Raw genomic sequence first — 21,285 nt, 5'->3', positions numbered from 1 at the left:
GGTGAGGATCGCACTGGTCTCGGAGGGGACCTACCCCTACGCGATGGGAGGCGTGAGCATCTGGTGCGAGCAGCTCATCCGGGGGATGCCGGACTACCGGTGGGAGGTCGTGGCGCTCACCGTGGACGGCACCGAGAAACCGGTGTTCGACCGGCCGGAGAACCTGGACCGGGTGCACTCGATCCCGTTGTGGGGCGGACGGCCGTCGGGCCGCCGCCCCCAGCGGGGGGTGCTGGTCCGCACCGGGCGCCCCGGCGCGGGGTTCGTCGAGTCGTACGAGGTGTTCCTGCGGGCGCTGGTCACCCCGCTGGAGTCGACCCGTTCCCAGGCGGGCGCGGTCAACCGGAGCACCTTCCTGCTCGCGTTGCGCGGCATGTTCGAGTACGCCGCCGACGGCGGCGACCTGGACGCGGGCCTGCTCTCCAACCAGGCCCTGGGGATGATGCTGGACGCCTGGCACACCCTGCGGGTCGACGAGACCGGGCCCGCGCTCACCGTCGCCGACGCGCTGGAGGCGGCGTGGCTCATCGCGCACATGCTGCGTCCGCTGAGCGCGCCGCCGGTGCGGGCCGACATCGTGCACTCCTCGATGAACGGCCTGGCCATGCTCGTCGGGATGACGGCCAGTTGGGCGCACGGTACCCCGCTGGTCCTCTCCGAACACGGCATCTACCTGCGGGAGCGGTACATCTCGTACCTGCACGACGCCGCGCCGCACGCGGTGCGGGTGCTGGTGCTGAGCTTCTTCCGCTCCCTCGCCGGCGCGGCCTACCTGATCAGTAGCGCGCTGGCGCCGCACTCCCAGTACAACCGGCGCTGGCAGCTGCACAACGGCGGCGACCCCGAGCGGATGTGGACCATGTACAACGGCGTCGACCCGGACGACTTCCCCCCGGCGGCCGGTGAGCCGGACGTGCCGACCATCTCGTTCATGGGCCGGATCGACCCGCTGAAGGACCTGCACACCCTGATCCGGGCGTTCGCCCTGGTGCGGGCGGAGATCCCGACAGCCCGACTACGCATCTTCGGCGGCACGCCCGCCGCCAACAAGGTCTACCACGCCAGCTGCGAGGCCCTGATCGACGAGTTGGGGCTGACCGGGCACGCCGTCCTGGAGGGCCGGGTCGGCAACGCGGTCGAGGCGTACCACGCCGGCAACCTGGTCGCGTTGACCAGCATCTCCGAGGGCTTCCCCTACACGGTGGTGGAGGCGATGGCGTGCGGGCGGCCCACCGTGTGCACCAACGTCGGCGGCGTCGCCGAGGCGGTCGGGGACACCGGGTTCGTCGTCGCGCCCCGGGACGTCGCCGCCGTCGCCGACGCCTGCGTACGCCTGCTGCGCGACCGGGAGCTGCGGCTACGCCTCGGCGCGGTGGCCCGGGCCCGGGTGCTGGAGAAGTTCACGCTGCAACGCTCGTTGCAGGCGTACCGCGACATCTACGAGCGCCTCGCCGCGCCCCGCGCCGGGGCGACGCCGCCGAAACACCTGCGCGGCCAGGCCCAGGGCCGGGTCACCGTTCCGAACCGGCGGATCCCGCCGGGCGTGGCGGCCGTCCCGGTCCGGGTGCCCCAGCCGCGCGCGCCGCAGGAGCAGGGCGAGGTCAACCCGCCGTACGCGCCGCGCCGCGACCCGGGTCCGGCCAGCTGGCCGGCCCGCCCGCCGGACGGCGGACTCCTCGGCGGCGGCGCGACGGTCGGGACGCCACGGCTGGCCGGCGGGGCACGATGAGCCGCGACCCCGACGCCACCGACCCGGTGTCCCGGCCGGTCGGCACGATGACCGCCGCGACGGACCCGGCCGGCGAGCCGGAACGCACCATCCTGCTGCCCCGGATCTCCACCGACCCGGTCGACGAACTGGTCGAGCGGGTCCGGCCCCAGCTGGGTCGGGCGGTCGACGCGCTCCAGGTCGCCGCGGCCCTGGAGGCTGCCGGGCACACCGACCGGGGCGCCCAGGTCGAGTACGGCTACTCCGACGTCTTCGTGCTCGCCGCCGAGGTGTACCGGCGGCTGGGGCCGGCCTCGCCCGTCGCCGACGCCACCGGCGTGCCGACGCCGGGGACGGGCCGGTGGGACGGTCTGCGACCGGTCTGGCACGGTCCGCTCTACCTGCTGCCGAGCGCCACCTTCCCGGCCGTGCTGGCGGTCGTGGGACGCCCGGGTCTGGTCCTCGGGCTGGTCGTCGCCGGCACGGTGGGCTGGGTGGTCTCCGGGGTGACCGCGTACGCGGCGTACCGGCTGCTCGGGCTGGGCCGGCCGCGCTCGGCGGCCCGGCTGCTGCGCACGGCCGCCCTGGCCGGGACGCTGCTCGGCGTGCCGCTCGGACTGACGGTGCTGCCGCACGGTGGCCTGCCGCTGGCCGCGATGATGGTCTGCCAGCTCGCCTACCAGATGGCCAGCACGCTGCTGGTCTTCTACCGGCGCGAGTGGTGGCTGGCCGCGACGCAGGCGCCGGCCTTCCTGTTCGGCGCGGCCTACCTGCTGGTGGGCGGGGCGACGGCCCGGAGCTGGGCGGTGGCCGTGGCGGCGCTCGGCGTGCTCGCCGCGTTCGCCGCCGCCCTGCACGCCACCCGCGCCGCCGCCCGGGTCGAGGAGCGGCCCGCCCGGGAACCGCTGCTGCCGGAGACGACCGCGCTGGTCGGGGTGGCCGGCTACGGGCTCTGCTCGGCGGTGCTGCTGTTCCACGCGCAGATGCCGTACCTGCTGGACCGGCTGGACATCGCGGCGGCGGCCGCGCCGCTGCTCGTGTCGATGGGGTTCGTGGAGTGGCGGACCAGCCGGTTCCGGGTGAACGCGGTCGCGCTGACCCGGCGGGCACGCCGCCCGGCGGAGTTCGCCGCGCTCGTCTGGCGGACGATCGGCCGGGACCTGGCGGCCTGTGTCGCCGTGGCGGCGGTGCCCGGGGCGGCGCTGCTGGCCGGTCTCGCCCACGCGGGGATGCTCTCGGCCGCCGGAACGGTGATGACGCTCGCGCACGTCGCGCTCGCCGGCGCCTACTACCTGGCGTTCCTGCTGGCCGGACGGGGCCGGTACGGCTGGCTGTGCCTGTCCATGGTCGTGGTGGTCGCCCTGCACGTCGGGGTCGGCGGCCTGCTCGGTGTCGCGCCCCTGCTCGGTCAGGACGGGTCCGCGCTCGCCGACACCTCGCTCCACCTGGGCGGCGTGCTGCTGCTCCAGGCGCTGTTCGCGCTCGGTCTCCTGCCGGTCATCGGGCAGGTCCGGCACTACCGGTAGTTCACTCGAGACCCTTGGGGAGGTCCGGATGCACGCGGTGATCCTTGCCGGCGGTAAGGGGGTGCGGTTACGGCCGTACACGACGGCACTGCCCAAACCCCTGATGCCGATCGGCGACAGCCACTCGATCCTGCAGATCGTGCTCGACCAGCTCGCGTCGCGCGGGTTCACCTCGGTGACCTTGGCGATCAACCATCTCGGTCCGCTGATCCGGGCGTTCGTCGGGGACGGCCACCGCTGGGGGCTGACCATCGACTACGTCGAGGAGGACCGGCCGCTGTCGACGGTCGGCCCGCTGTTCGCGCTCAAGGACCGGCTGCCCGACGAGTTCCTGGTGATGAACGGGGACGTGCTCACCGACCTGGACTACGCCGACCTGTTGCGCGCCCACACCCTCTCCGGGGCGGCGCTGACGCTGGCCACGTCGGAGCGGGTGCACCGGATCGACTTCGGGGTGCTGGACGTGGACGCCGGGCGGATCGTCGGGTTCCGGGAAAAGCCGGCGCTGAGCTACCCGGTCAGCATGGGCGTGTACGGCATGTCCCGCAAGACGCTCGCGCCGTACCCGCCGGGGCTGTCCCTCGGGTTCGACCAGTTGGTGCTGGACCTGCTCGCCGCCGGTGAGTCCCCGGCCACGTACCCGTTCGACGGCTTCTGGCTGGACATCGGCCGGCCCGAGGACTACGACGAGGCGAACCGGTCGTTCGCGCATCTCAAGACGATCCTGCTGCCCTCCGGGGAGCGGGCGTGACGCGGGTGATGCTGTTCGGGGCGTCCGGCTTCATCGGCGGCCACGCCCGGGCCGCGCTGGCGGCCGACCCCCGGGTCAGCGAGGTGCTCTGCCCCGGCCGGGCCGCCGTCGACCTGCTCGACGGCACGACGGACGCGCTCGGCGCGCTGCTACGCGCGACCGCCCCGGACGCGGTCGTCTGCTGCGTGGGCGCGCTCACCGGGTCCACCGCCCACCTGGTCACCGCGAACACGCTGGTCGCGGCGAAACTCCTGGAGGCGGCCGGCACGGCGGCGCCGGCCGCCCGGCTGGTCCGGCTCGGCTCCGCCGGTGAGTACGGCGTCGTCCCGGAGGGGACCTCCGTGGCCGAGGACGACCCGGCGCGGCCGCTCAGCGCGTACGGGATCAGCCACCTCGCCGGGACCCGGCTGTTCCAGCTCGCCGGCGAGTCCGGGCAGGCCGACACGGTGTCGCTGCGGGTGTTCAACCCGATCGGTCCCGGCATGTCCGAGGAGAACCTGCTCGGCCGGGCGGCGGCGCGGATCCGTGGCGCGCTGGCCGACGACGCCCCCGAGATCACCCTGGGGCCGCTCGGGGCGTACCGGGACTTCGTGGACGTCCGCGACCTGGCCGCGCTGATCGTCGCCGTCGTGCTCGCGCCCGAACTGCCGCACCGCGTCTACAACGCGGGCAGCGGTCGGGCGGTCACCGCGCGGGAGGCGGTCGGACTGCTGGCGGCCACGGCCGGCTACCACGGCCGGGTCCGGGAGGCCGGCACCGGGCCACAGCGCTCGACCGCGGTCGACTGGATCCGGGCCGACGTCGGGCGGGCCGGCCACGACCTGGGCTGGGCGCCGGCGCGCGACCTGGCGACGTCGGTCACCGACATCTGGCACGCCGGGGAGGCCCGGTGAACCGACGGCCCGCAGGCGGCGGGGGACGGTGGCTGGTGGTCGTCGGCGTCACCACGACCCTGCTGGTGGTCGCCGGGTGGGCGCTCGTCGGCCGCCGGTCGCAGAGCACCGGACCGGACGCCGCCGTCACGCCGCCCCCGGCCGGGTCCGTCACCCGGTGGGCGTACCAGCTCCAGGGGTACGCCGACGGCCGGCTCGACGCGCTGGCCCGGGGCCCGTGGCAGCTCGCCGTGGTCGACCTGGCCCGGGACGGACACACCGGGTACTTCACGGACACCGAGATCGGCGCGGTGCGTCGCAGCGGCAAGTGGGTGCTGGCGTACTTCGAGATCGGCAGCATCGAGGACTTCCGCCCCGAGTACCCGGTCGTCCGGCGCGACGCCCCGGACCTGGTGGCCAACCCGTGGCCGGACTGGCCGGGCGAGTACTTCGTCCGCTACTGGGACGGTCGCTGGTGGGACCGGGTCGTGCGGCCCCGGGTGGACCAGGCGCTGCGCGCCGGCTTCGACGGGGTCTACCTGGACACCCCCCTGGCCTACGAGGAGATCTCCCTGGACGCCGCGCAGGGCCGCGACCGGACGCGGCTCGCCGCCGAGATGGCCGCCCTGGTCGTCCGGATCAGCGAGTACGCCAAGGCCCGCCGGCCGGGTTTCCTGGTCGTCCCGCAGAACTCCCCCGAACTGCGCGAGCAGCCGGGTTACCCCGCCGCCGTCGACGGCATCGCGATGGAGGAACTCTTCTACCTCGCCACGGACGAACCGTGCGCCCGCGACTGGTGCGCGGAGAACCTGGCGCACACCCGGGCGCTGCGCGACGCGGGCAAGTTCGTGCTCGCCGTCGACTACGCCGTACGACCCGACCACGTCCGGACCGCCTGCGGCCGGTACCGCGCGGAACGGTTCGCCGGCACGGTCACCGTCCGGGACCTCGACCGGATCCCCGCCCCCTGCGGCTGAGCCCCGCCGTCGCGGGACGGCCCCGCGACGGGAGGTCCGGGCCCGGACCTCCCCGCACGACCCACCCACCGCACTCAGGAACCAGAAAGGACTCAGGCGAATGCCTACAAAGATCGGAGTCGTCGGCCTCGGCTACGTCGGGCTCACGCTCACCGCCGCCCTCGCCGACAAGGGCTTCACGGTGTACGGCGCGGACGTGTCACCGGCGGTCCTGGCGTCACTGTCCCGTGGCCGGCCGCACATCTTCGAGCCGGGCGTCGAGGACGTCTTCGCCGCCCGGATCGGCCGGAACATCCACGTGGGCACCGAACTGCCGCGCGACACCGTCGACGTGGCGGTGATCAGCGTGTCGACGCCGGTCGACGACGTCACCCGCCGGCCGAACCTGGCGAACCTGGCCGCCGCCGCCCGGGCGGTCGCCGCCACCTGCCGGCCGGACACGCTGGTCGTGGTCCGCAGCACGGTGCCGGTCGGCGCCAGCCGCCGGGTGGTGCTGCCGGAGCTGCGGGCCGCCTGGGGCGACCGGGTCCGGCTGGTGATGGCCCCGGAGCGGACCATCCAGGGCCAGGCGCTGCGCGAGCTGGTCGAGCTGCCGCAGGTGGTCGGCGGCCTGGACGCCGAGAGCCTCGCCGCCGGCGTCGCGTTCTTCGAGGGGCTGGCCCAGCAGATCGTCCCGGTGTCCGGGCTGGAGACCGCCGAGCTGGTCAAGCTCTCCAACAACTGCCACACCGACCTGATCTACTCCTTCGGCAACGAGATCGCGCTGATCGCCGAACGCCACGGCCTCGACCCGCTGGAGGTGATCCGGGCGACGAACGTCGACTACCCGCGCCCGGACCTCGCCAAGCCCGGGTACGTCGGGGGCGGCTGCCTCTCCAAGGACCCGTACATCATGATCGACAGCGCCGGTGAGCGACGGCCGTTCCTGGTGGGCAAGGCCCGCCAGCTCAACGAGTACCTGCCGATCCACGTCGCCGAGACGGTCGTGCGACTGCTGACCGAGGCGCGCGGCAGCAGCCTCGGCACCCGGCTCGCGGTCCTCGGCTGGGCCTACAAGGGGTGGCCGCCCACCGACGACATGCGCGGCACGCCGATCGCCACCATGATGCGGGTCTTCTCCGCCGCCGGGGTGACCGTCCTCGGCCACGACCCGATGGTCACCGACGACGTCATCCGGCAGTACGGCGGCGAGCCGGTCGGCTTGGACAAGGCGTTCACCGACGCCGACGCGGTCCTGATCATCAACGACCATCCGGCGTACCGGGCGATCCGGATCCCGGAGGTGTTCGGCGCGGTCCGCCCGGCGTTCGTCTACGACTCGTGGCGGGTACTCGACGGCGACGCGGTCACCGCCGCCGGGGTCCGCTACGCGGGGCTGGGCTACCTGCCGCCCGCGCCCGCCGGGGCGTCGGTGTCCGCGCCGGCCGGAGCGGAGGCGTCGGCATGAGGGTGCTCCTGCTCGGCGGGGCCGGTTTCATCGGCCTGCACCTCGCCCGCCGCCTGGTGACCGACGGCCACCAGGTGACCATCGTGGACGACTTCTCCCGGGGGCGGGACGACGCCGACCTCGACCGCCTGCGCGCCCATCCGGCGGTACGGGTGGTCTCCGGGGACCTGACCGCCCCGGACACCTGGGCCGCCCTGCCGACCGGCTGGGACCAGATCTACCTGCTCGCCGCGGTGGTCGGCGTCCGCAACGTGGAGCAGGACCCGGCCCGGGTGGTCCGGGTCAACACCCTCTCCGCGCTGCACCTGCTCGACTGGGTGGCCCCGGGCGAGCGGGTGTTCTTCGCCTCCACCAGCGAGGTCTACGCCGGGGGTGTGACCTCCGGGGTGGTGCCGGTGCCGACACCGGAGACCGTCCCGACGATGATCTCCGACATCACCGCGCCCCGGTTCGCGTACGCGGCCAGCAAGCTGCTCGGTGAGGCCGCGTTCCTGCACACCGCGCGGGCCCGGGGCTTCGAGACGGTGGTGGGCCGCTTCCACAACGTGTACGGCCCCCGGATGGGCGCCGACCACGTCGTCCCGGAGATGTCCCTGCGCGCCCTGCGGGGAGCCGACCCGTTCCCGGTGCCCGGAGCCGACCAGTACCGGGCGTTCTGCCACGTGGACGACGCGGTCGAGGCCATGCTGCGGCTGATGGCCGCCCCGGCCGCCGCCGGCCAGATCGTGCACATCGGCAACGACCGCGAGGAGACCAACATCGGCGACCTCGCCAAGTTGGTCCTACGTGTGGCGGGGGTCAGCCCCGCCATCGAGGCGACCTCCGCGCCGTCCGGATCGGTCAGCCGACGCTGCCCCGACCTGTCCCGGCTGCGGGAGCTGACCGGCTACGAGCCGACGGTGAGCCTTGAGGAGGGGGTCCGCGCCACCTTCTCCTGGTACCGGGAGCACGGGTGGTCGTGATGCGTCGACGCCCGATCTGCTTCTACTACGGCGACGGCCGGCTGGAGGAGCTCAGCGGATACCTGCGGGTGGTCCTGCAACCGGACTTCTACCAGCCCGCCGAGCTGCGCCACCTCGCCGACCAGGGGGTGCAGACCCTCGGTTACCTGTCGCTGTCGGAGGACCAGGGCCCGCCCGCCCCCTGGCAACGGCAGGAACGCAACCCGGACTGGGGTGGCGCGTTCGTCCAGGTGGGCCACCCGCTCTGGGTGGCCCACGTGGTCGGGCAGGCCAAGGACGTGATCGCCCGCGGCTTCGCCGGGCTGTTCCTGGACACCCTCAACGTCGAGCTGACCTACCCCGAGGATGTCCCGCACCTGATCACCCTGGTGGGCGCGGTACGGGAGGAGGCCGAACCGGCGTACCTGCTGGCCAACCGGGGCTTCGGCATGCTGCCCCGGCTCGCCGAGATCGCCGACGGGATCGTCTTCGAGTCGTTCTCGGCCCGGTGGACCGACCAGGGCTACGCCCCGTGGCCGCCCGACGTGCTGGAGTTCCACGCCCAGATCGCCGAGCAACTGCTCCAGCTGGAACTGGACCTGTACAGCCTGGACTACGCCGACAGCCCGGGACTGACCGACTTCGCCGAGCGCCGGGCCCGCCAGTTCGGCCTCCAGTCCTTCGTCAGCGACCGCGCCCTGTCCCGCGCCTGACCCGCCCGTCCCCGCCGGGCCGCAGCGCCCGCCCCGCGTCACCACGCGGGGCGGCTCCGGCACGGCGGGGACGGGAACGGGCAAAGGTCGCCGGTGCCGACCCCCGCCCCGGTTACGCTCGGCGGATGAGCCGTCAGACCGTCGGCGTCACCAGGGTCCCCACGTTGGGTCTGGTGGTCCACCCCAGCCGGACGGTGGGCGGATCCGTCTCGACGATCCTCGGCTGGGCCCGTACCCACTCGGTCCGGGTCGTCGCGCGCGACCAGGACCGCGACCGGATCGTCCCGGAGGTCGAGACGGTGCCGGACCACCGGTTCGTCGCCCAGGTCGACGGGGTCGTCGCCCTGGGCGGTGACGGCACCATGCTCGGCGCGATGCGGCTGGTCGTCGGGCACCCGGTACCGGTGCTCGGCGTCAACCACGGCAACCTCGGCTTCCTCGTCGAGATCACCCCCGACGCGCTGGAGGAGGCGCTGGCCCGGCTGGTCGGTGGCGACTTCACCGTCGAGTCGCACAGCTGTCTGGTCGCCGAGCACACCGGTGGCACGCCGCTACGGACCGGCACCGGCTTCAACGACATCGTGCTGGCCCGGCACGGCCGGACCGGCACCGTCTCGGTCGACCTCACCGTCAACGACCAGCAGTACGGCTACTACCGGTGCGACGCGTTGGTCGTCGCCACCCCCAGTGGCTCCACCGCCTACAACTACGCCGCCGGAGGGCCCGTCGTCTCGCCGTCGGCGCGCACGATGGTGATCACGCCGGTGGCGCCGATGGCGGGCATCGGCCGGTCCGTGGTGCTGGGCGCCGGTGACCAGGTGTCGTTGCGGGTCGCCCCGGACAGCGCGCCGGTCGCCGTCGACGTCGACGGCACTCCGTCGGCGGAGCTGGGTCCCGGCCGGACGCTGACCGTCCGGCTGCGCGAGGACGCCGGTCATGTCGTCCGGTTCTCGGCCAGCCGGCACGTCAAGCGCAGCCAGCTCAAGCTCAGTCTGCTCGACCTGCCGCTGCGCCGTGACCAGCTTCTGGAGCTGATCCCCGAGCACCTCCGTCCGCCCTCGACCGGCCCCGACGCCGTCTGACCCACGCTGCCGGTACGGTCGTGCCGGGCGTGGGACGGACCCCCACGTCGTGTCCGACCGATCCGGCACACGCCGGTTGCGCCCGAGGGAGCCAGCATGCCGCAGGTGTCGACCGGTCCTGCCGCCACCGCCCCGCGGTCGCCCGCACCGGCGTGGTCCGCGTGGCGGGTCGTGGTCGGTTTCGGGATGGTCAGCCTGGCCGCCGACATGGTCTACGAGGGCGCGCGGTCGATCACCGGCCCGCTGCTGGGCGCCCTGGGCGCGTCGGCCCTGGTCGTCGGCCTGGTCTCCGGGGCCGGCGAGGCGATGTCGCTGCTGCTGCGGCTGGCGTCCGGGCCGCTGGCCGACCGCACCGGCCGGTACTGGTCCCTGACCCTGGTCGGGTACGCGTTGACCGCCGTCTGCGTCCCCCTGCTGGCCGTGACGCCCTTCCTCGGCGGGGCGGGTCTGGCGGTCGCGGCGGCGCTGATCCTGACCGAACGCGGCGGCAAGGCCGTACGCAGTCCGGCCAAGTCGGCGTTGCTGGCGCAGGCCGCCGGCGCGGTCGGTCGTGGTCGTGGTTTCGCGGTCCACAAGGCGCTGGACCAGGTCGGCGCGTTCGCCGGCCCGCTGCTGGTCGCGGCGGTCCTGGCCGCCACCGGCGTGATCTGGCCGGCCCTGGCCGTGCTCGCCGTCCCCGGGGCGCTGGCCATCGGCCTGCTGCTCCGGATCCGCCGACGGGTGCCCGACCCGTCCGTCTTCGACACCGCCCCCACGGGGTCCGCCACCTCCCGGCCCGACGGGGGCGGTCGTACGCCGAGCGCGCTGGGCCGTTGGATCGGGGCCGACCTGCCCCGTCGCTTCCTGCTGTTCGCCGCGGCGGCCGGAGCCGCCACCGCCGGGCTGGTCACCTTCGGGATCATCTCGTTCCACGCCAGCCGGACCGGCCTGATCCCCGTCGCGGGCATTCCCCTGCTGTACGCCGCCGCGATGGCCGCCGCCGCCCTGGCCGCGCTGGTCAGTGGTCATCTGTACGACCGGTGGCACGCGCGGGTGCTGTTCGCCCTGCCCCTGCTCGGCGCCGCCGTGCCGGCGCTGGCGCTCTCCGGCAGCCTCGTCGCCGTCGTGGCGGGGGCACTGCTGTGGGGCGCTGCCGTCGGGGTGCAGGACTCCACCGTCAAGGCCCTCGTGGCCGACCTCGTCCCCGCCGCCCGTCGGGCCACCGCCTACGGCGTCTTCGCCGCCGTCCAGGGTGGCGCGGCGCTGGCCGGCGGCGGCCTGGTCGGCGTCCTGTACGCCCGCTCGCTGCCGGCGCTGATCGTCGTCCTCGGCGCGACCCAGCTCCTCGCGCTGGGCCTGCTCGTCGCCAGTCTGGCCGGTCGTCGGCCGTCCCCGGCGCGGTAGCCGGCGTCCACGACGGGAACCACCGCGCCGGCCGCCCCGCGCAGGGGCCCGCGACCTGCCGCCGGTCACGGCGGGTCGCGGGCCCGCGCCGGTCAGCAGATGGGCACGCCCGGTAGCTGCGCGGCCGGGTGGTCGATGTAGATGTTGGTCATGTAGCCGTTCTGGTCCCGGAGCCGGGACCACCAGTTGTTGGTGTAGCCGTCGGCGGTGACCGTGTCGCCCTGCTTCTGGCAGAGCACGTACACCAGGGTGGGGCCGGGCAGGGTGGTGACCACCGGTGCCGCGAGCCGCACGTCGCTGCGGACCCGGATGCCGGAGCCCCAGGTCCAGAACGCGGTGCCGCCACCGCCGCAGCCGTTGTCGCTGGTCAGGTAGCGCTGGTGGTAGCCGCCCGGGTAGGGGGCGAGCGAGGCCCCGTTGATCACGATGTTCTGGCCGACACCGTTGAAGAGCTGCTCGTAGTGGATGTGCGCGCCGGAGGAGTTGCCGGTGCTGCCGGTGGTGCCGATCTGCTGCCCCTGGTTGACCCACGCGCCGCTGGCGACGGAGAACGCGGCGAGGTGGAAGTAGTAGGTCTTCCAGCCGCCACCGTGGTCGATGACGACGTAGTTGCCGGCGCCGCTGGCCTGGTAGTGGCGGGTCGCGGTGCCGGCGGCGGAGGCGAGGACCGGGGTGCCGGCGGTGCCGCCGCCGTCGGCGCGGACGAAGTCGAGGGCCAGGCGCACCTCGGCGCTGTGGTGGCTGTAGGTCCACCGCTGCCCGCAGGGGTACGGCGCCTTGAACAGCGGGGCGGCCTGGGCGGGGGTGGCGACGACGAGAGTGGCGGTCAGGGCGGTGGCGAGGGCGGCCAGGAGCGTGGCGACGTATCTGATTGATCGCACGGTTCGTCCTTGAGGCTAGGAATAGAACAATGTCGATGCACGCGCGTACGGGAATCGTAGGCACGGCATCGATCAATGTAAATATCTATCCCGAGCGGCCACTCCTTGGTAGCTTTCCTGCGATCACCGCCCGCCCGCCCGCAGCAGGACCAGAGGCCGGGCGGTCACCCGTCCGCCTCGGGGTAGAGGCGGCTGACCGTCTCGGCGACACAGACCGGCTTGCCGCCCGTGTCGGCGTGCACGGTGACCGAGACGACCGCCTGCGCCCCACCCTCGACCGGGGACACCCCGACGACGGTGGCGCTGGCACGCACCGCGCCGCCCACCCGCAGCGGGGCCGGGAAGCGGACCCGGTTGAGCCCGTAGTTCACGCCCATCCGCAGCCCCTCGACCCGGTAGAGGCGGCCGACCAGCGCCGGCAGCAGGGCGAGGGTGAGATAGCCGTGGGCGATGGTGCCGCCGAACGGACCGCTCGCCGCCCGCTCGGCGTCCACGTGGATCCACTGGTGGTCGTCGGTGGCGTCGGCGAAGAGGTCGACGCGGCGCTGGTCGACCGGTGTCCAGGGGCCCGGTCCGAGGGTCTCCCCCACGGCGGCGGCCAGCTCGTCGATGTCGGCGAAGATCCTCATGCCAGGTGTCCGCCGATCTTCGTGTAGCCGCGCAGCAGGTCACGGGAGATGATCAGTCGTTGCATCTCGTCGGTTCCCTCGAAGATCCGGTAGAGCCGCACCTGCCGGTACCAACGTTCGATCGGCAGCTCGCGGGTGTAGCCCATGCCGCCGTGGATCTGGAGCGCCCGGTCCACCACCCGGTTGACCATGCCGGCGCCGTAGAGCTTGCCCATCGAGGAGGCGTGCCGGGGATCCAGGCCCTGGTCGACCGTCCAGGCGGAGCGCAGCACCAGCCAGCGGGCCGCCTCCAGTTCGGTCTCCGAGTCGGCGATCATCCACTGGATGGCCTGGTTGGTGCCGATCTTCGCGCCGAAGGTCTCCCGGGTGTTGGCGTGGTCGATCGCCATCTGGAGCACCCGCTCGGCGATGCCGATGGCGTGCGAGGGAATGGTGTAGCGCCCCTTGCCGATCCACCGCATGCCCAGGTCGAAGCCCTGGCCGACCTCGCCGAGGACGTTGCGGTGCGGCACCCGTACGCCGTCGAAGACCAGCGACGCCGGGCCGCCCTCGCCCATGGTCGGGATGAACTCGGACCGCCAGCCCATCGCCCGGTCCACCAGGAAGGCGGTCGCGCCGCCGTGCCGGGCGCCCTTCTCCGGGTCGGTGACCGCGACGACGATGGCGAAGTCGGCGTCGTTGCCGTTGGTGATGAACGTCTTCTCGCCGTCGAGGATCCAGTCGTCGCCGTCGCGGCGGGCCCGGAACCGGATGTTGGCCGCGTCCGAGCCGGCGCCGGGCTCGGTGATCGCGAAGCAGGAGACCCGCTCGCCCTCGATGGTGGGGACCAGGAACTCCGCCTTCTGTTCCGCGGTGGCCTCGAAGAGGATGTTGTCGGCCTCGCCACCGAACCGGAACGGCACGAAGGTACGACCGATCTCGGTCCAGATCAGCGACTGGGTGACGGCGGGCAGGCCCATGCCGCCGTACTCCTCCGGGGTGTCCAGTCCCCAGAACCCGAACGCGCGCGCCTTGAGCTGCAACTCGCGCAGCTCGGCGCGGTCCAGTCCGGGGCGGTGCGCCCGTTCCCGGCGCAGCACCTCCTGCTCCAGCGGCACGACCTCCCGGGTGATGAAGTCGCGGGCCGTGTCACGGATGGCCCGCTCCTCGTCGGAAAGCGCGAAGTCCATGTCTCCTCCGGGTCCTCGGGTTGACGTGCGGGTCAGCGTGCCCCGCCGTTGACGTACAGGGTCTGGCCGCTGACGTACGAGGCGTCGTCGCTGGCCAGGAAGGCGATCACCGAGGCGATCTCCGTCGGCTGGGCGACCCGCCGCAGCGGGGTCTGCTCGGCGACCATCCGTTGGTGGTCCTCGGGGGTGCTGCCGACCCGCTGCGCGGTGGCGGCGGTCATCGCGGTGGCCACGTAGCCGGGGGCGACGGCGTTGACCGTGACGCCGAACGGGCCCAGCTCGACCGCCAGGGTGGCGGTGAGCCCCTGCACGCCGGCCTTGGCCGCCGCGTAGTTGACCTGGCCCCGGTTGCCCAGCGCGGACCGGCTGCTCAGGTTGACGATCCGGCCGTAGCGGGCCGCCACCATGTGCCGCTGGGCCGCCTGGCAGCAGAGGAACATGCTGGTCAGGTTGGTGGTCAGCACCGTCTCCCACTCCGGCAGCGCCATCCGGAAGAGCAGGTTGTCCCGGGTGATCCCGGCGTTGTTGACCAGCACGTGCAGGCCGCCGTACGTCTCGACGACCCGGTCGGTGGTCGCGGCCACCGCGTCGGCGTCGGTCACGTCGCAGCCGAGGCCGACGGCCCGGCCGCCGGCGGCGACGATGTCGTCGGCGACCGCACCGGCGCGGTCGGCATCGAGGTCGACCACCGCGACGGTGGCCCCCTCGGCGGCGAGCCGGCGGGCGGTGGCCGCCCCGATGCCCTGGCCCGCGCCGGTGACGACGGCGATCCGGTCGGCGAATCTGGTCACGGTTCCCCCTGGCGGGTCTAGAAGGCGGCGACGCCGGTGAGCGCGCGTCCGATGAGGAGCTGCTGGATCTGGCTGGTGCCCTCGTAGAGGGTGGCGACGCGGGCGTCGCGAAGGTACCTGCCCACCGGGTACTCGTCGACGTAGCCGTACCCGCCGAAGACCTGGACCGCGTCGTTGGCCGCCCGGACGGCGGCCTCGCTGGCGAAGAGTTTGGCCATGGACGCCTCGGTGGCGAACGGCTCGCCCCGGTCGATCAGGTCGGCGACCCGCCAGACCAGCAGCCGCGCGGCGGCGGTGTCCACCGCGATCCGGGCGAGCAGCTGCTGCACGAGCTGGTGGCCGGCGATGGGCTTGCCGAACTGGGTGCGCTGGCCGGCGTACCCGACGGCCGCGTCCAGGCAGCCCTGGGCGATCCCGACGCAGCCGGCGGCCACCGACATCCGCCCCTTGGCCAACGTGCCCAGCGCGAGCCGGAAGCCCCGGCCCTCGTCGCCGAGGCGGGCGGTGTCGGGCACCCGGACGTCGTCGAGGACGAGTTCGGCGGTGGCCTGTCCGCGCAGGCCGAGCTTGCCGTGGATCTCCCGGCGGGAGAAGCCGGGGGCGTCGGTGGGGACCAGGAAGGCGGTGACGCCCCGAGGCCCGTCGCCGCCGGTGCGGGCGAGGACCAGCGCCACGTCGGCGGTGGTGCCGTTGGTGATGAACACCTTCCGGCCGGTCAGCAGCCAGTCGGTGCCGTCCCGGCGGGCCCGGGTGGTCAGCGCGGCGGCGTCCGAGCCGCTGCCCGGTTCGGTGAGCGCGAAGCAGCCGAGGGCCTCGCCGGCGCAGAGGCGGGGCAGCCATTCGGCCCGCTGGGCCGGGGTGCCGTGGCGGGCGATCGTCGTCGCGACCAGGCCGAGCGAGACCGAGACGATGCCACGTACCGACGAGTCACCACGCCCGAGTTCCTCCAGGACGAGGCAGTAGGCGAGGTGGTCGCCGCCGGAGCCGCCGTGCTCCTCGGCGACGGTGAGGCCGAGGAAGCCCAGCTCGCCGAGGCGGCGGACGATGCCCGGGTCGACCGACTCGCGGCGGTCCCACTCGGCGGCGTGCGGGGTCACCTCGCGCGCGACGAAGTCGGCGGCGAGCCGGCGGACCGCGGCCTGCTCGGCGGTGAGGTGGAGGTCCATGGCCATTCAAACTAGCGGTGCAAGTTTAATTGGTCCAGACCCCGCTGTGGCAGAGTTCTGCCCGGAACACCGGCGCACGCGCCACCGAGCCAAGGAGGAACGGATGCCCCGGCCACGGCAGCCACTGCTCAGCCGGCAGCGGATCGTCGAGGCCGCCGCCGCGCTGATCGACGCGGACGGCCTGGCGGGGTTCTCCACCCGCCGGCTCGCCGCCGAACTCGGCGTCCGGGGCCCGTCGCTGTACAACCACTTCGCCACCAAGGACGAGATCCTCGACGCGGTCGCCGACAGCATCACCGCGCAGGTGGACGTGTCGTTCTTCGGCGTCCTCGACTGGCGGGAGGCGCTGCGGCGGTGGGGGCACTCGTACCGGGCCGCACTGGCCGCCCACCCGCACATCGTGCCGTACCTCGCGCAGGGCCCCGGACGCCGTCCGGCCGCCCTCACCATGGCCGACGCCGTCTACGGCGGACTCGTCGACGCCGGCTGGCCGCCGGCGCGGGCCACCCACATCGGGGCGCTCATGCGCTACTTCGTCGCCGGGTCGGCGCTGGGCTCGTTCGCCCGGGGCTTCGTCGAGGACCCGGGACTGTACGCCGACCAGTATCCGCACCTCACCCAGGCCCACCGACTCGCCGAACACCAGCAGCGGGTGGACGAGGGCGCCTTCGCCCTGGGTCTCGACGCGCTCGTCGACGGCCTGGCCGGCACCTACGAGCGGACGATCGGTCCGCTGCCGCCCCTCCCGTCGACCGCCGACACGCACTAGAGTCCAAACTTGCACTGCTAGTTTGGCGACGTACGTGAGGGGCGCCATGAAGCTCGCACGGTCCGACTTCTACCTCGACGGCCACTGGGTCCCCGCTGCCGGCGGCGAGACGATCCCGGTGCGGAACCCGGCGACCGAGCAGGTCGTGGCGACCGTACCGGCCGGCACGGCCGCCGACGTCGACCGGGCCGTACGCGCCGCGCGGGCCGCGTTCGAGGGCTGGGCCGCCGCCGCGCCGACCGACCGGGCGGCCTGCCTGGACCGGCTGCACGCCACCCTGACCGCCCGGGTAGACGACATCGCCCGGACCGTCGCCCTGGAACTGGGCACACCGTTGAAGGTGGCCACCCGGGTGCAGGCCGGGCTCCCCCTCACCGTGCTGCGCGGCTACGTCGACCTGGCGGCCCACCCGCCGGCCGAGGAGATTGTCGGCAACTCCCTGGTGGTCCGCGAACCGGTCGGCGTGGTCGGCGCGATCACCCCGTGGAACTACCCGTTGCACCAGGTCATGGCGAAGCTCGCCCCGGCCCTCGCCGCCGGCTGCACGGTGGTGCTCAAGCCGAGCGAGCTGACCCCGCTGACGGCGTACCTGCTCTTCGACGCGATCCACGCGGCCGGTTTCCCGCCCGGGGTGGTCAACCTGGTCACCGGCACCGGTCCGGTGGTCGGCGAGGCCATCGCCGCCCACGGTGGCGTCGACATGGTCTCCTTCACCGGTTCCACCGCCACCGGCCGGCGCGTCTCCCACCTGGTCGCCGACCGGATCGCCAAGGTCGCGTTGGAGTTGGGCGGAAAGTCCGCCAACGTCGTCCTCGACGACGCCGACCTGACCACCGCCGTCAAGGTGGGCGTCGGCAACGCCTTCCTCAACTCCGGGCAGACCTGCACCGCCTGGACCCGGATGCTCGTGCACCGGTCCCGCTACGACGAGGCGGTCGACCTCGCCGCGAAGGCCGCCGCAGGCTACCGGCTGGGCGACCCCTTCGACCCGGCCACCCGGCTCGGTCCGCTCGTCTCGGCAGCGCAACGGCAGCGGGTGCGCGACCACGTCGAGAAGGGCCTCGCCGACGGGGGCCGGCTGGTCGCCGGTGGGCCGGACGCCCCGCTGCCGGAGCAGGGCTGGTTCGTCGCGCCGACGGTGATCGCCGACGTCGACCCGGACAGCGCGCTGGCCCAGGAGGAGGTCTTCGGGCCGGTGCTCGCGGTGATCCCGGTCGACGACGACGACCACGCCGTCGCGGTCGCCAACAACTCCCGGTACGGGCTGGCCGGCGCGGTCTGGTCCGGCGACGAGGACCGGGCGCTGCGGGTCGCCCGGCGGCTGCGCACCGGCGCGGTCGACGTCAACGGCGCGCCGTTCAACCCGCTCGCCCCGTTCGGGGGCTACAAGCAGTCCGGCCTCGGCCGGGAACTGGGCCGCCACGGGTTGGCGGAGTTCTACGAGACGAAGGCGATCCAGCGGTGAGGGCACTGGTCGCCCGGGGCGTCGCGGAACCGCTGCGGGTGGAGGACGTGGAACTGCCGCCCTGCGGCCCCGGCGAGGTCCGCGTCGAGATCCGCGCCGCCGGGGTGTGCCACTCCGACCTGTCGATGGTGAACGGCACCCTGGCCCCGCCGTACCCGCTGGTGCTCGGGCACGAGGCGGCGGGCGTGGTGGCCGAGACCGGCCCCGGCGTCGACCGGGTCGCGACCGACGACCACGTGGTGCTCAACTGGGCGCCGCCGTGCCGGGACTGCTGGTACTGCGGACATGACGAGCCGTGGCTGTGCGAACGGGCCGGCGCACCCGCCGCCGCCCGGGGGCGCACCCCGGCCGGCGAGCCGCTGCACGTGACCCTCGGCCTGGGTGCCCTCGCCGAGCAGGTGGTGGTGCCCCAGCGCGCCGTGATCCCGGTCCCGGCGGACCTGCCGCCGGAGTCGGCCGCGCTGCTGGGCTGCGCCGTGCTCACCGGCGTCGGCGCGGTCCGGCGTACCGCCGGGGTCGCTCCCGGCGAGTCGGTCGCCGTCGTCGGCCTCGGCGGGGTCGGGCTCTGCGTGGTCTCCGCCGCGCGGGCGGCCGGCGCGGGCCCGGTGCTCGCCGTGGACCTCTCCCCGGCCAAGGCGGAGCTGGCCGCCGCCGTGGGCGCCACCGACTTCCTGCTCGCCGACGACACCCTCAACCGGGAGATCCGGGCCCGCACCGGTGGGCGGGGCGTCGACCACGCCTTCGAGTGCGTCGGGCGCAGCGCCACCATCCGCACCGCCTGGCGGGCCACCCGGCGGGGCGGCCAGGTGACCGTGGTGGGCATGGGCGCGAAGGACGACGTGGTGGGCCTGAGCGCGCTCGACATCTTCCACTCGGCGCGGACGCTGCGCTCCTCGGTCTACGGGTCGTCCGACCCGGACCGGGACGTTCCCGGCCTGGCCCGGGCCGTCCTCGACGGCGCCCTGGACCTCGGCCCCCTGATCACCGACCGGACCACCCTGGACGGCGCGCCGGAGGCGTTCGCCCGGATGGCCCGGGGCGAGGGTGCCCGTACCGTCGTCCTACCCTGAGGAGTCGCAGCAAGGACGACGTCTGCCCGCGCCCGTGTGTGCCCGGCTGCGGAGCCTGCCCGCAGAAGGGCGCGGCGGGCCAGGTATTGCGAGGGTGGCGGACAGCCGCCGGTCGGCTGCCTGCTGTCAGTGCGCTACCGCCGGGCGGCGGCCCGCTGGCGTGCCGATTCGTACAGCACGACAGTCGCGGCGGTCGCCGCGTTCAGGGAGCTGGCGGACCCGGACATGGGGATCCGGACGAGCTGGTCGCATGCCTCGCGCCAGCCGGAGCTGAGGCCGGTGGTCTCGTTGCCGATCAACGTCAGCGTGGGTTGCGTGAAGTCGTACTGGGCGGCGTCCAGAATGCCGCGCTCATCGGTTCCCATGATGCTCATGCCGATGCCGTCGGCGCGGACGTCAGCGACCCAGGACAGCACGGCCTGGTGGGACGGCACCCGGATCACGGGCAGGGCGAACAGCGAGCCGGTGCTCGCCCGGACCGCCTTTGGGTCGTACACATCGGCGGCGTGGCCGGTGACGATGACGCCGCTGGCGCCGAAGGCGTCCGCCGACCGAACGAGGGTCCCGATATTGCCGGGGCTGGTGGGCCGATCGAACACGACGGTGAGCATGGTCGGGCCGACCGGGATACGGCGCAGATCGTCCTCCGGCAACGCGACCACGGCCAGCAGTTCCGGAACCGTGTCTGCCTTACCTCCCAGTTCGTGGATCAGTTCACGCGAGACGGCGAACTTCTCGGCCCGGACTGTGTCCATGGCCTCGCGTGCCCACCCGGACAGTTGAGCGCTGGCGTCGTAGAGCAGCTCCCGGATCTGCCAGCCGTGTTCGACGGCCATGGTGATGGGGCGCACGCCCTGCACGAGAAACTCGCCGCGTCGCTGCCGCTTGGTCCGGTTGCCGAGAAGAGCTTTCCACTGCTGGAACCGCGCATTGCGGCCACTCACTCGCAGAACCACTGCCACCTCCGCCTCCGTCGACGTAGCCCGCCCATGCCCGGCAACTGCCACACTCCACCGGCCTCGGTGCCCTCACCCTGGCTCCCCGAGGTTCTCGGCAGAACCTCTGGCCAGGCGGTCAGGGACGGACGGGGCAGGTCGCTCCGGTGCCGCGGTCGGTGCCGTCCCCGTCCGGACCGAGGGCGTCCTGTCCGAGACCCCGACGGATCGCGATCTCTACGGGTGAGTACGCGCCGTCGGCCCGCTCCAGTTCGTACGGTGCGGCCGGCATCAGCGGCGGTTGGGCCATGAAGCGGGGCCGCGCTCCGTGGTGCGGTTGCGCCGCGTGCACCAGGAACGGGTGGCACAGGAACACGTCGCCCGGAGATCCGGTGGCGAGGGCGAGCGGCCGGTGCTCGGACGCCGTCGCCAGGTCGGGCGCAAGGGCCAGTCCGCTCGCTCCGTTCTCCCCGTACTTCTCCAGCACCTTCGGCACGTCGAGGTGTGAGCCGACCCGGATCCGGGTCGGGGCGTCCTTCTCCCCGACCTCACTGAACAGGAACAGCATCAGCAGCGCCCGGCCGCGGGAGCGCACATTGGTGAAGTACCAGCTCTCGCCCTCCGGCAGGTAGCTGCCCTCGATGTGCCAGCCCGCGTCGTCCGGCTCCTCTTCGTGCGGGAAGCGCAGCGGGAACGTGCCCAGCGAGTAGCGCTGCTCCCAGCGTCCCGCGCCGACCAGCAGGTCGTACGCGCGATGGAGGAACGGGGAGTTGGGAGCGGCGGCGAACGGTCCCTGCGCCATGCCGGGCACCCAGTGCACGGGCTGCGTCCACGTCGCTGGATCGTCCGGGTCGCAGCCCGTCTCCCGCCACAGCAGCCGCGCGCAGTCCGCTGCCACGCGCGGCGCGACGGCGCCCTCCAGCTTGACGAAGCCGTCGCGAAGAAAGCGGGACACCAAGGTCGTGTCATCCATGCCCCGATCGTGCGGCGGCACCAGTCTCGATCACCCG

At 73.7% G+C, this 21,285-nt stretch carries 19 protein-coding genes and 1 pseudogene; 13 read left to right on the top strand and 7 right to left on the bottom strand.

The window, feature by feature from the left end; genetic code table 11:
• The first annotated feature begins 1 nt into the window (after position 1).
• The 10 genes from pelF (at position 2) to QSK20_RS12810 (ending at position 11,400) form a co-directional block, all read left to right on the top strand.
• On the top strand, positions 2–1,729 hold the full coding sequence (pelF, locus tag QSK20_RS12855) for a GT4 family glycosyltransferase PelF (RefSeq protein ID WP_285788840.1): 1,728 nt from the start codon (positions 2–4) through the stop codon (positions 1,727–1,729).
• Positions 1,726–3,234 carry a hypothetical protein gene (locus tag QSK20_RS12850; protein ID WP_285788839.1) on the top strand — a complete coding sequence of 503 codons (1,509 nt, stop codon included), beginning with the start codon at positions 1,726–1,728 and terminating at the stop codon, positions 3,232–3,234. Before pelF ends, QSK20_RS12850 begins: the two co-directional genes overlap by 4 nt.
• A 28-nt stretch (positions 3,235–3,262) precedes the next feature.
• A complete protein-coding gene (locus tag QSK20_RS12845; RefSeq protein WP_285788838.1) occupies positions 3,263–3,985 on the top strand; it encodes a nucleotidyltransferase family protein in 723 nt (240 codons plus the stop codon).
• A complete protein-coding gene (locus QSK20_RS12840) occupies positions 3,982–4,878 on the top strand; it encodes an NAD-dependent epimerase/dehydratase family protein (RefSeq protein ID WP_285788837.1) in 897 nt (298 codons plus the stop codon). The genes QSK20_RS12845 and QSK20_RS12840 overlap by 4 nt, the downstream gene beginning before the upstream one ends.
• Entirely contained in the window at positions 4,875–5,834 is a 960-nt protein-coding gene (locus QSK20_RS12835; protein WP_285788836.1) for a glycoside hydrolase family 191 protein, read from the top strand. The genes QSK20_RS12840 and QSK20_RS12835 overlap by 4 nt, the downstream gene beginning before the upstream one ends.
• 100 nt (positions 5,835–5,934) lie before the next feature.
• Positions 5,935–7,281, top strand: a complete 1,347-nt coding sequence (locus QSK20_RS12830; RefSeq protein ID WP_285788835.1) for a nucleotide sugar dehydrogenase — start codon at positions 5,935–5,937, stop codon at positions 7,279–7,281.
• Complete coding sequence (locus tag QSK20_RS12825; RefSeq protein ID WP_285788834.1) at positions 7,278–8,243, top strand: NAD-dependent epimerase/dehydratase family protein; 966 nt, start codon at positions 7,278–7,280, stop codon at positions 8,241–8,243. The genes QSK20_RS12830 and QSK20_RS12825 overlap by 4 nt, the downstream gene beginning before the upstream one ends.
• Positions 8,243–8,935, top strand: coding sequence for a putative glycoside hydrolase (locus QSK20_RS12820; RefSeq protein WP_285788833.1), 693 nt, complete (start codon positions 8,243–8,245; stop codon positions 8,933–8,935). The genes QSK20_RS12825 and QSK20_RS12820 overlap by 1 nt, the downstream gene beginning before the upstream one ends.
• Positions 8,936–9,060: 125 nt before the next feature.
• On the top strand, positions 9,061–10,017 hold the full coding sequence (locus tag QSK20_RS12815; RefSeq protein ID WP_285788832.1) for an NAD(+)/NADH kinase: 957 nt from the start codon (positions 9,061–9,063) through the stop codon (positions 10,015–10,017).
• Positions 10,018–10,113: 96 nt separating this feature from the next.
• Positions 10,114–11,400 (top strand): MFS transporter, encoded by a 1,287-nt coding sequence (locus tag QSK20_RS12810; RefSeq protein WP_285788831.1) that lies wholly within the window; start codon positions 10,114–10,116, stop codon positions 11,398–11,400.
• 311 nt (positions 11,401–11,711) lie between these two features.
• On the opposite strand, the pseudogene QSK20_RS12805 reads toward QSK20_RS12810, so the two are convergent.
• The 5 genes and pseudogenes from QSK20_RS12805 to QSK20_RS12785 all read right to left on the bottom strand — a co-directional run.
• A pseudogene (locus tag QSK20_RS12805) lies at positions 11,712–12,230 on the bottom strand (M23 family metallopeptidase); the annotation flags it as partial.
• 215 nt (positions 12,231–12,445) lie between these two features.
• Positions 12,446–12,910, bottom strand: coding sequence for a MaoC family dehydratase (locus QSK20_RS12800; protein WP_285788830.1), 465 nt, complete (start codon positions 12,908–12,910; stop codon positions 12,446–12,448).
• On the bottom strand, positions 12,907–14,079 hold the full coding sequence (locus tag QSK20_RS12795; RefSeq protein WP_285788829.1) for an acyl-CoA dehydrogenase family protein: 1,173 nt from the start codon (positions 14,077–14,079) through the stop codon (positions 12,907–12,909). The genes QSK20_RS12800 and QSK20_RS12795 overlap by 4 nt, the downstream gene beginning before the upstream one ends.
• Before the next feature lie 32 nt (positions 14,080–14,111).
• A complete protein-coding gene (gene fabG / locus QSK20_RS12790; protein ID WP_285788828.1) occupies positions 14,112–14,870 on the bottom strand; it encodes a 3-oxoacyl-ACP reductase FabG in 759 nt (252 codons plus the stop codon).
• Between the two features lie 17 nt (positions 14,871–14,887).
• Positions 14,888–16,036, bottom strand: coding sequence for an acyl-CoA dehydrogenase family protein (locus QSK20_RS12785; RefSeq protein WP_285788827.1), 1,149 nt, complete (start codon positions 16,034–16,036; stop codon positions 14,888–14,890).
• A gap of 103 nt (positions 16,037–16,139) precedes the next feature.
• Between QSK20_RS12785 and QSK20_RS12780 the strand changes: the two genes are divergently transcribed.
• Genes QSK20_RS12780 through QSK20_RS12770 form a run of 3 tightly spaced genes read left to right on the top strand, consistent with a single transcriptional unit; the run spans position 16,140 to position 19,340 of the window.
• A complete protein-coding gene (locus tag QSK20_RS12780; RefSeq protein ID WP_285788826.1) occupies positions 16,140–16,805 on the top strand; it encodes a TetR/AcrR family transcriptional regulator in 666 nt (221 codons plus the stop codon).
• A gap of 46 nt (positions 16,806–16,851) precedes the next feature.
• Positions 16,852–18,270: an aldehyde dehydrogenase family protein gene (locus QSK20_RS12775; RefSeq protein WP_285788825.1), complete on the top strand. Its 1,419-nt coding sequence runs from the start codon at positions 16,852–16,854 to the stop codon at positions 18,268–18,270.
• Positions 18,267–19,340: a zinc-binding dehydrogenase gene (locus QSK20_RS12770; protein WP_285788824.1), complete on the top strand. Its 1,074-nt coding sequence runs from the start codon at positions 18,267–18,269 to the stop codon at positions 19,338–19,340. Before QSK20_RS12775 ends, QSK20_RS12770 begins: the two co-directional genes overlap by 4 nt.
• Before the next feature lie 134 nt (positions 19,341–19,474).
• Here the strand turns inward: QSK20_RS12770 and QSK20_RS12765 are convergent, their stop codons facing one another.
• Both QSK20_RS12765 and QSK20_RS12760 read right to left on the bottom strand, forming a co-directional pair.
• Complete coding sequence (locus QSK20_RS12765) at positions 19,475–20,302, bottom strand: RNA methyltransferase (protein ID WP_285788823.1); 828 nt, start codon at positions 20,300–20,302, stop codon at positions 19,475–19,477.
• A gap of 112 nt (positions 20,303–20,414) precedes the next feature.
• Positions 20,415–21,248: a phytanoyl-CoA dioxygenase family protein gene (locus QSK20_RS12760; RefSeq protein ID WP_285788822.1), complete on the bottom strand. Its 834-nt coding sequence runs from the start codon at positions 21,246–21,248 to the stop codon at positions 20,415–20,417.
• Positions 21,249–21,285: the final 37 nt, after the last annotated feature.

Source organism: Micromonospora sp. NBRC 101691 (assembly GCF_030269285.1).
Classification (GTDB): domain Bacteria; phylum Actinomycetota; class Actinomycetes; order Mycobacteriales; family Micromonosporaceae; genus Micromonospora; species Micromonospora echinospora.
This window is presented reverse-complemented; position numbering and strand designations above follow the sequence as displayed.

Coding starts and splice junctions, on each gene's coding strand:
- QSK20_RS12845 (WP_285788838.1), top strand. CDS start 3,263: ATGCACGCGGTGATCCTTGCCGGCGGTAAGGGGGTGCGGTTACGGCCG.
- QSK20_RS12775 (WP_285788825.1), top strand. CDS start 16,852: ATGAAGCTCGCACGGTCCGACTTCTACCTCGACGGCCACTGGGTCCCC.
- QSK20_RS12830 (WP_285788835.1), top strand. CDS start 5,935: ATGCCTACAAAGATCGGAGTCGTCGGCCTCGGCTACGTCGGGCTCACG.
- QSK20_RS12820 (WP_285788833.1), top strand. CDS start 8,243: ATGCGTCGACGCCCGATCTGCTTCTACTACGGCGACGGCCGGCTGGAG.
- QSK20_RS12810 (WP_285788831.1), top strand. CDS start 10,114: ATGCCGCAGGTGTCGACCGGTCCTGCCGCCACCGCCCCGCGGTCGCCC.
- QSK20_RS12850 (WP_285788839.1), top strand. CDS start 1,726: ATGAGCCGCGACCCCGACGCCACCGACCCGGTGTCCCGGCCGGTCGGC.
- QSK20_RS12780 (WP_285788826.1), top strand. CDS start 16,140: ATGCCCCGGCCACGGCAGCCACTGCTCAGCCGGCAGCGGATCGTCGAG.
- QSK20_RS12760 (WP_285788822.1), bottom strand. CDS start 21,248: ATGGATGACACGACCTTGGTGTCCCGCTTTCTTCGCGACGGCTTCGTC.
- QSK20_RS12815 (WP_285788832.1), top strand. CDS start 9,061: ATGAGCCGTCAGACCGTCGGCGTCACCAGGGTCCCCACGTTGGGTCTG.
- QSK20_RS12825 (WP_285788834.1), top strand. CDS start 7,278: ATGAGGGTGCTCCTGCTCGGCGGGGCCGGTTTCATCGGCCTGCACCTC.
- QSK20_RS12795 (WP_285788829.1), bottom strand. CDS start 14,079: ATGGACTTCGCGCTTTCCGACGAGGAGCGGGCCATCCGTGACACGGCC.
- QSK20_RS12800 (WP_285788830.1), bottom strand. CDS start 12,910: ATGAGGATCTTCGCCGACATCGACGAGCTGGCCGCCGCCGTGGGGGAG.
- QSK20_RS12785 (WP_285788827.1), bottom strand. CDS start 16,036: ATGGACCTCCACCTCACCGCCGAGCAGGCCGCGGTCCGCCGGCTCGCC.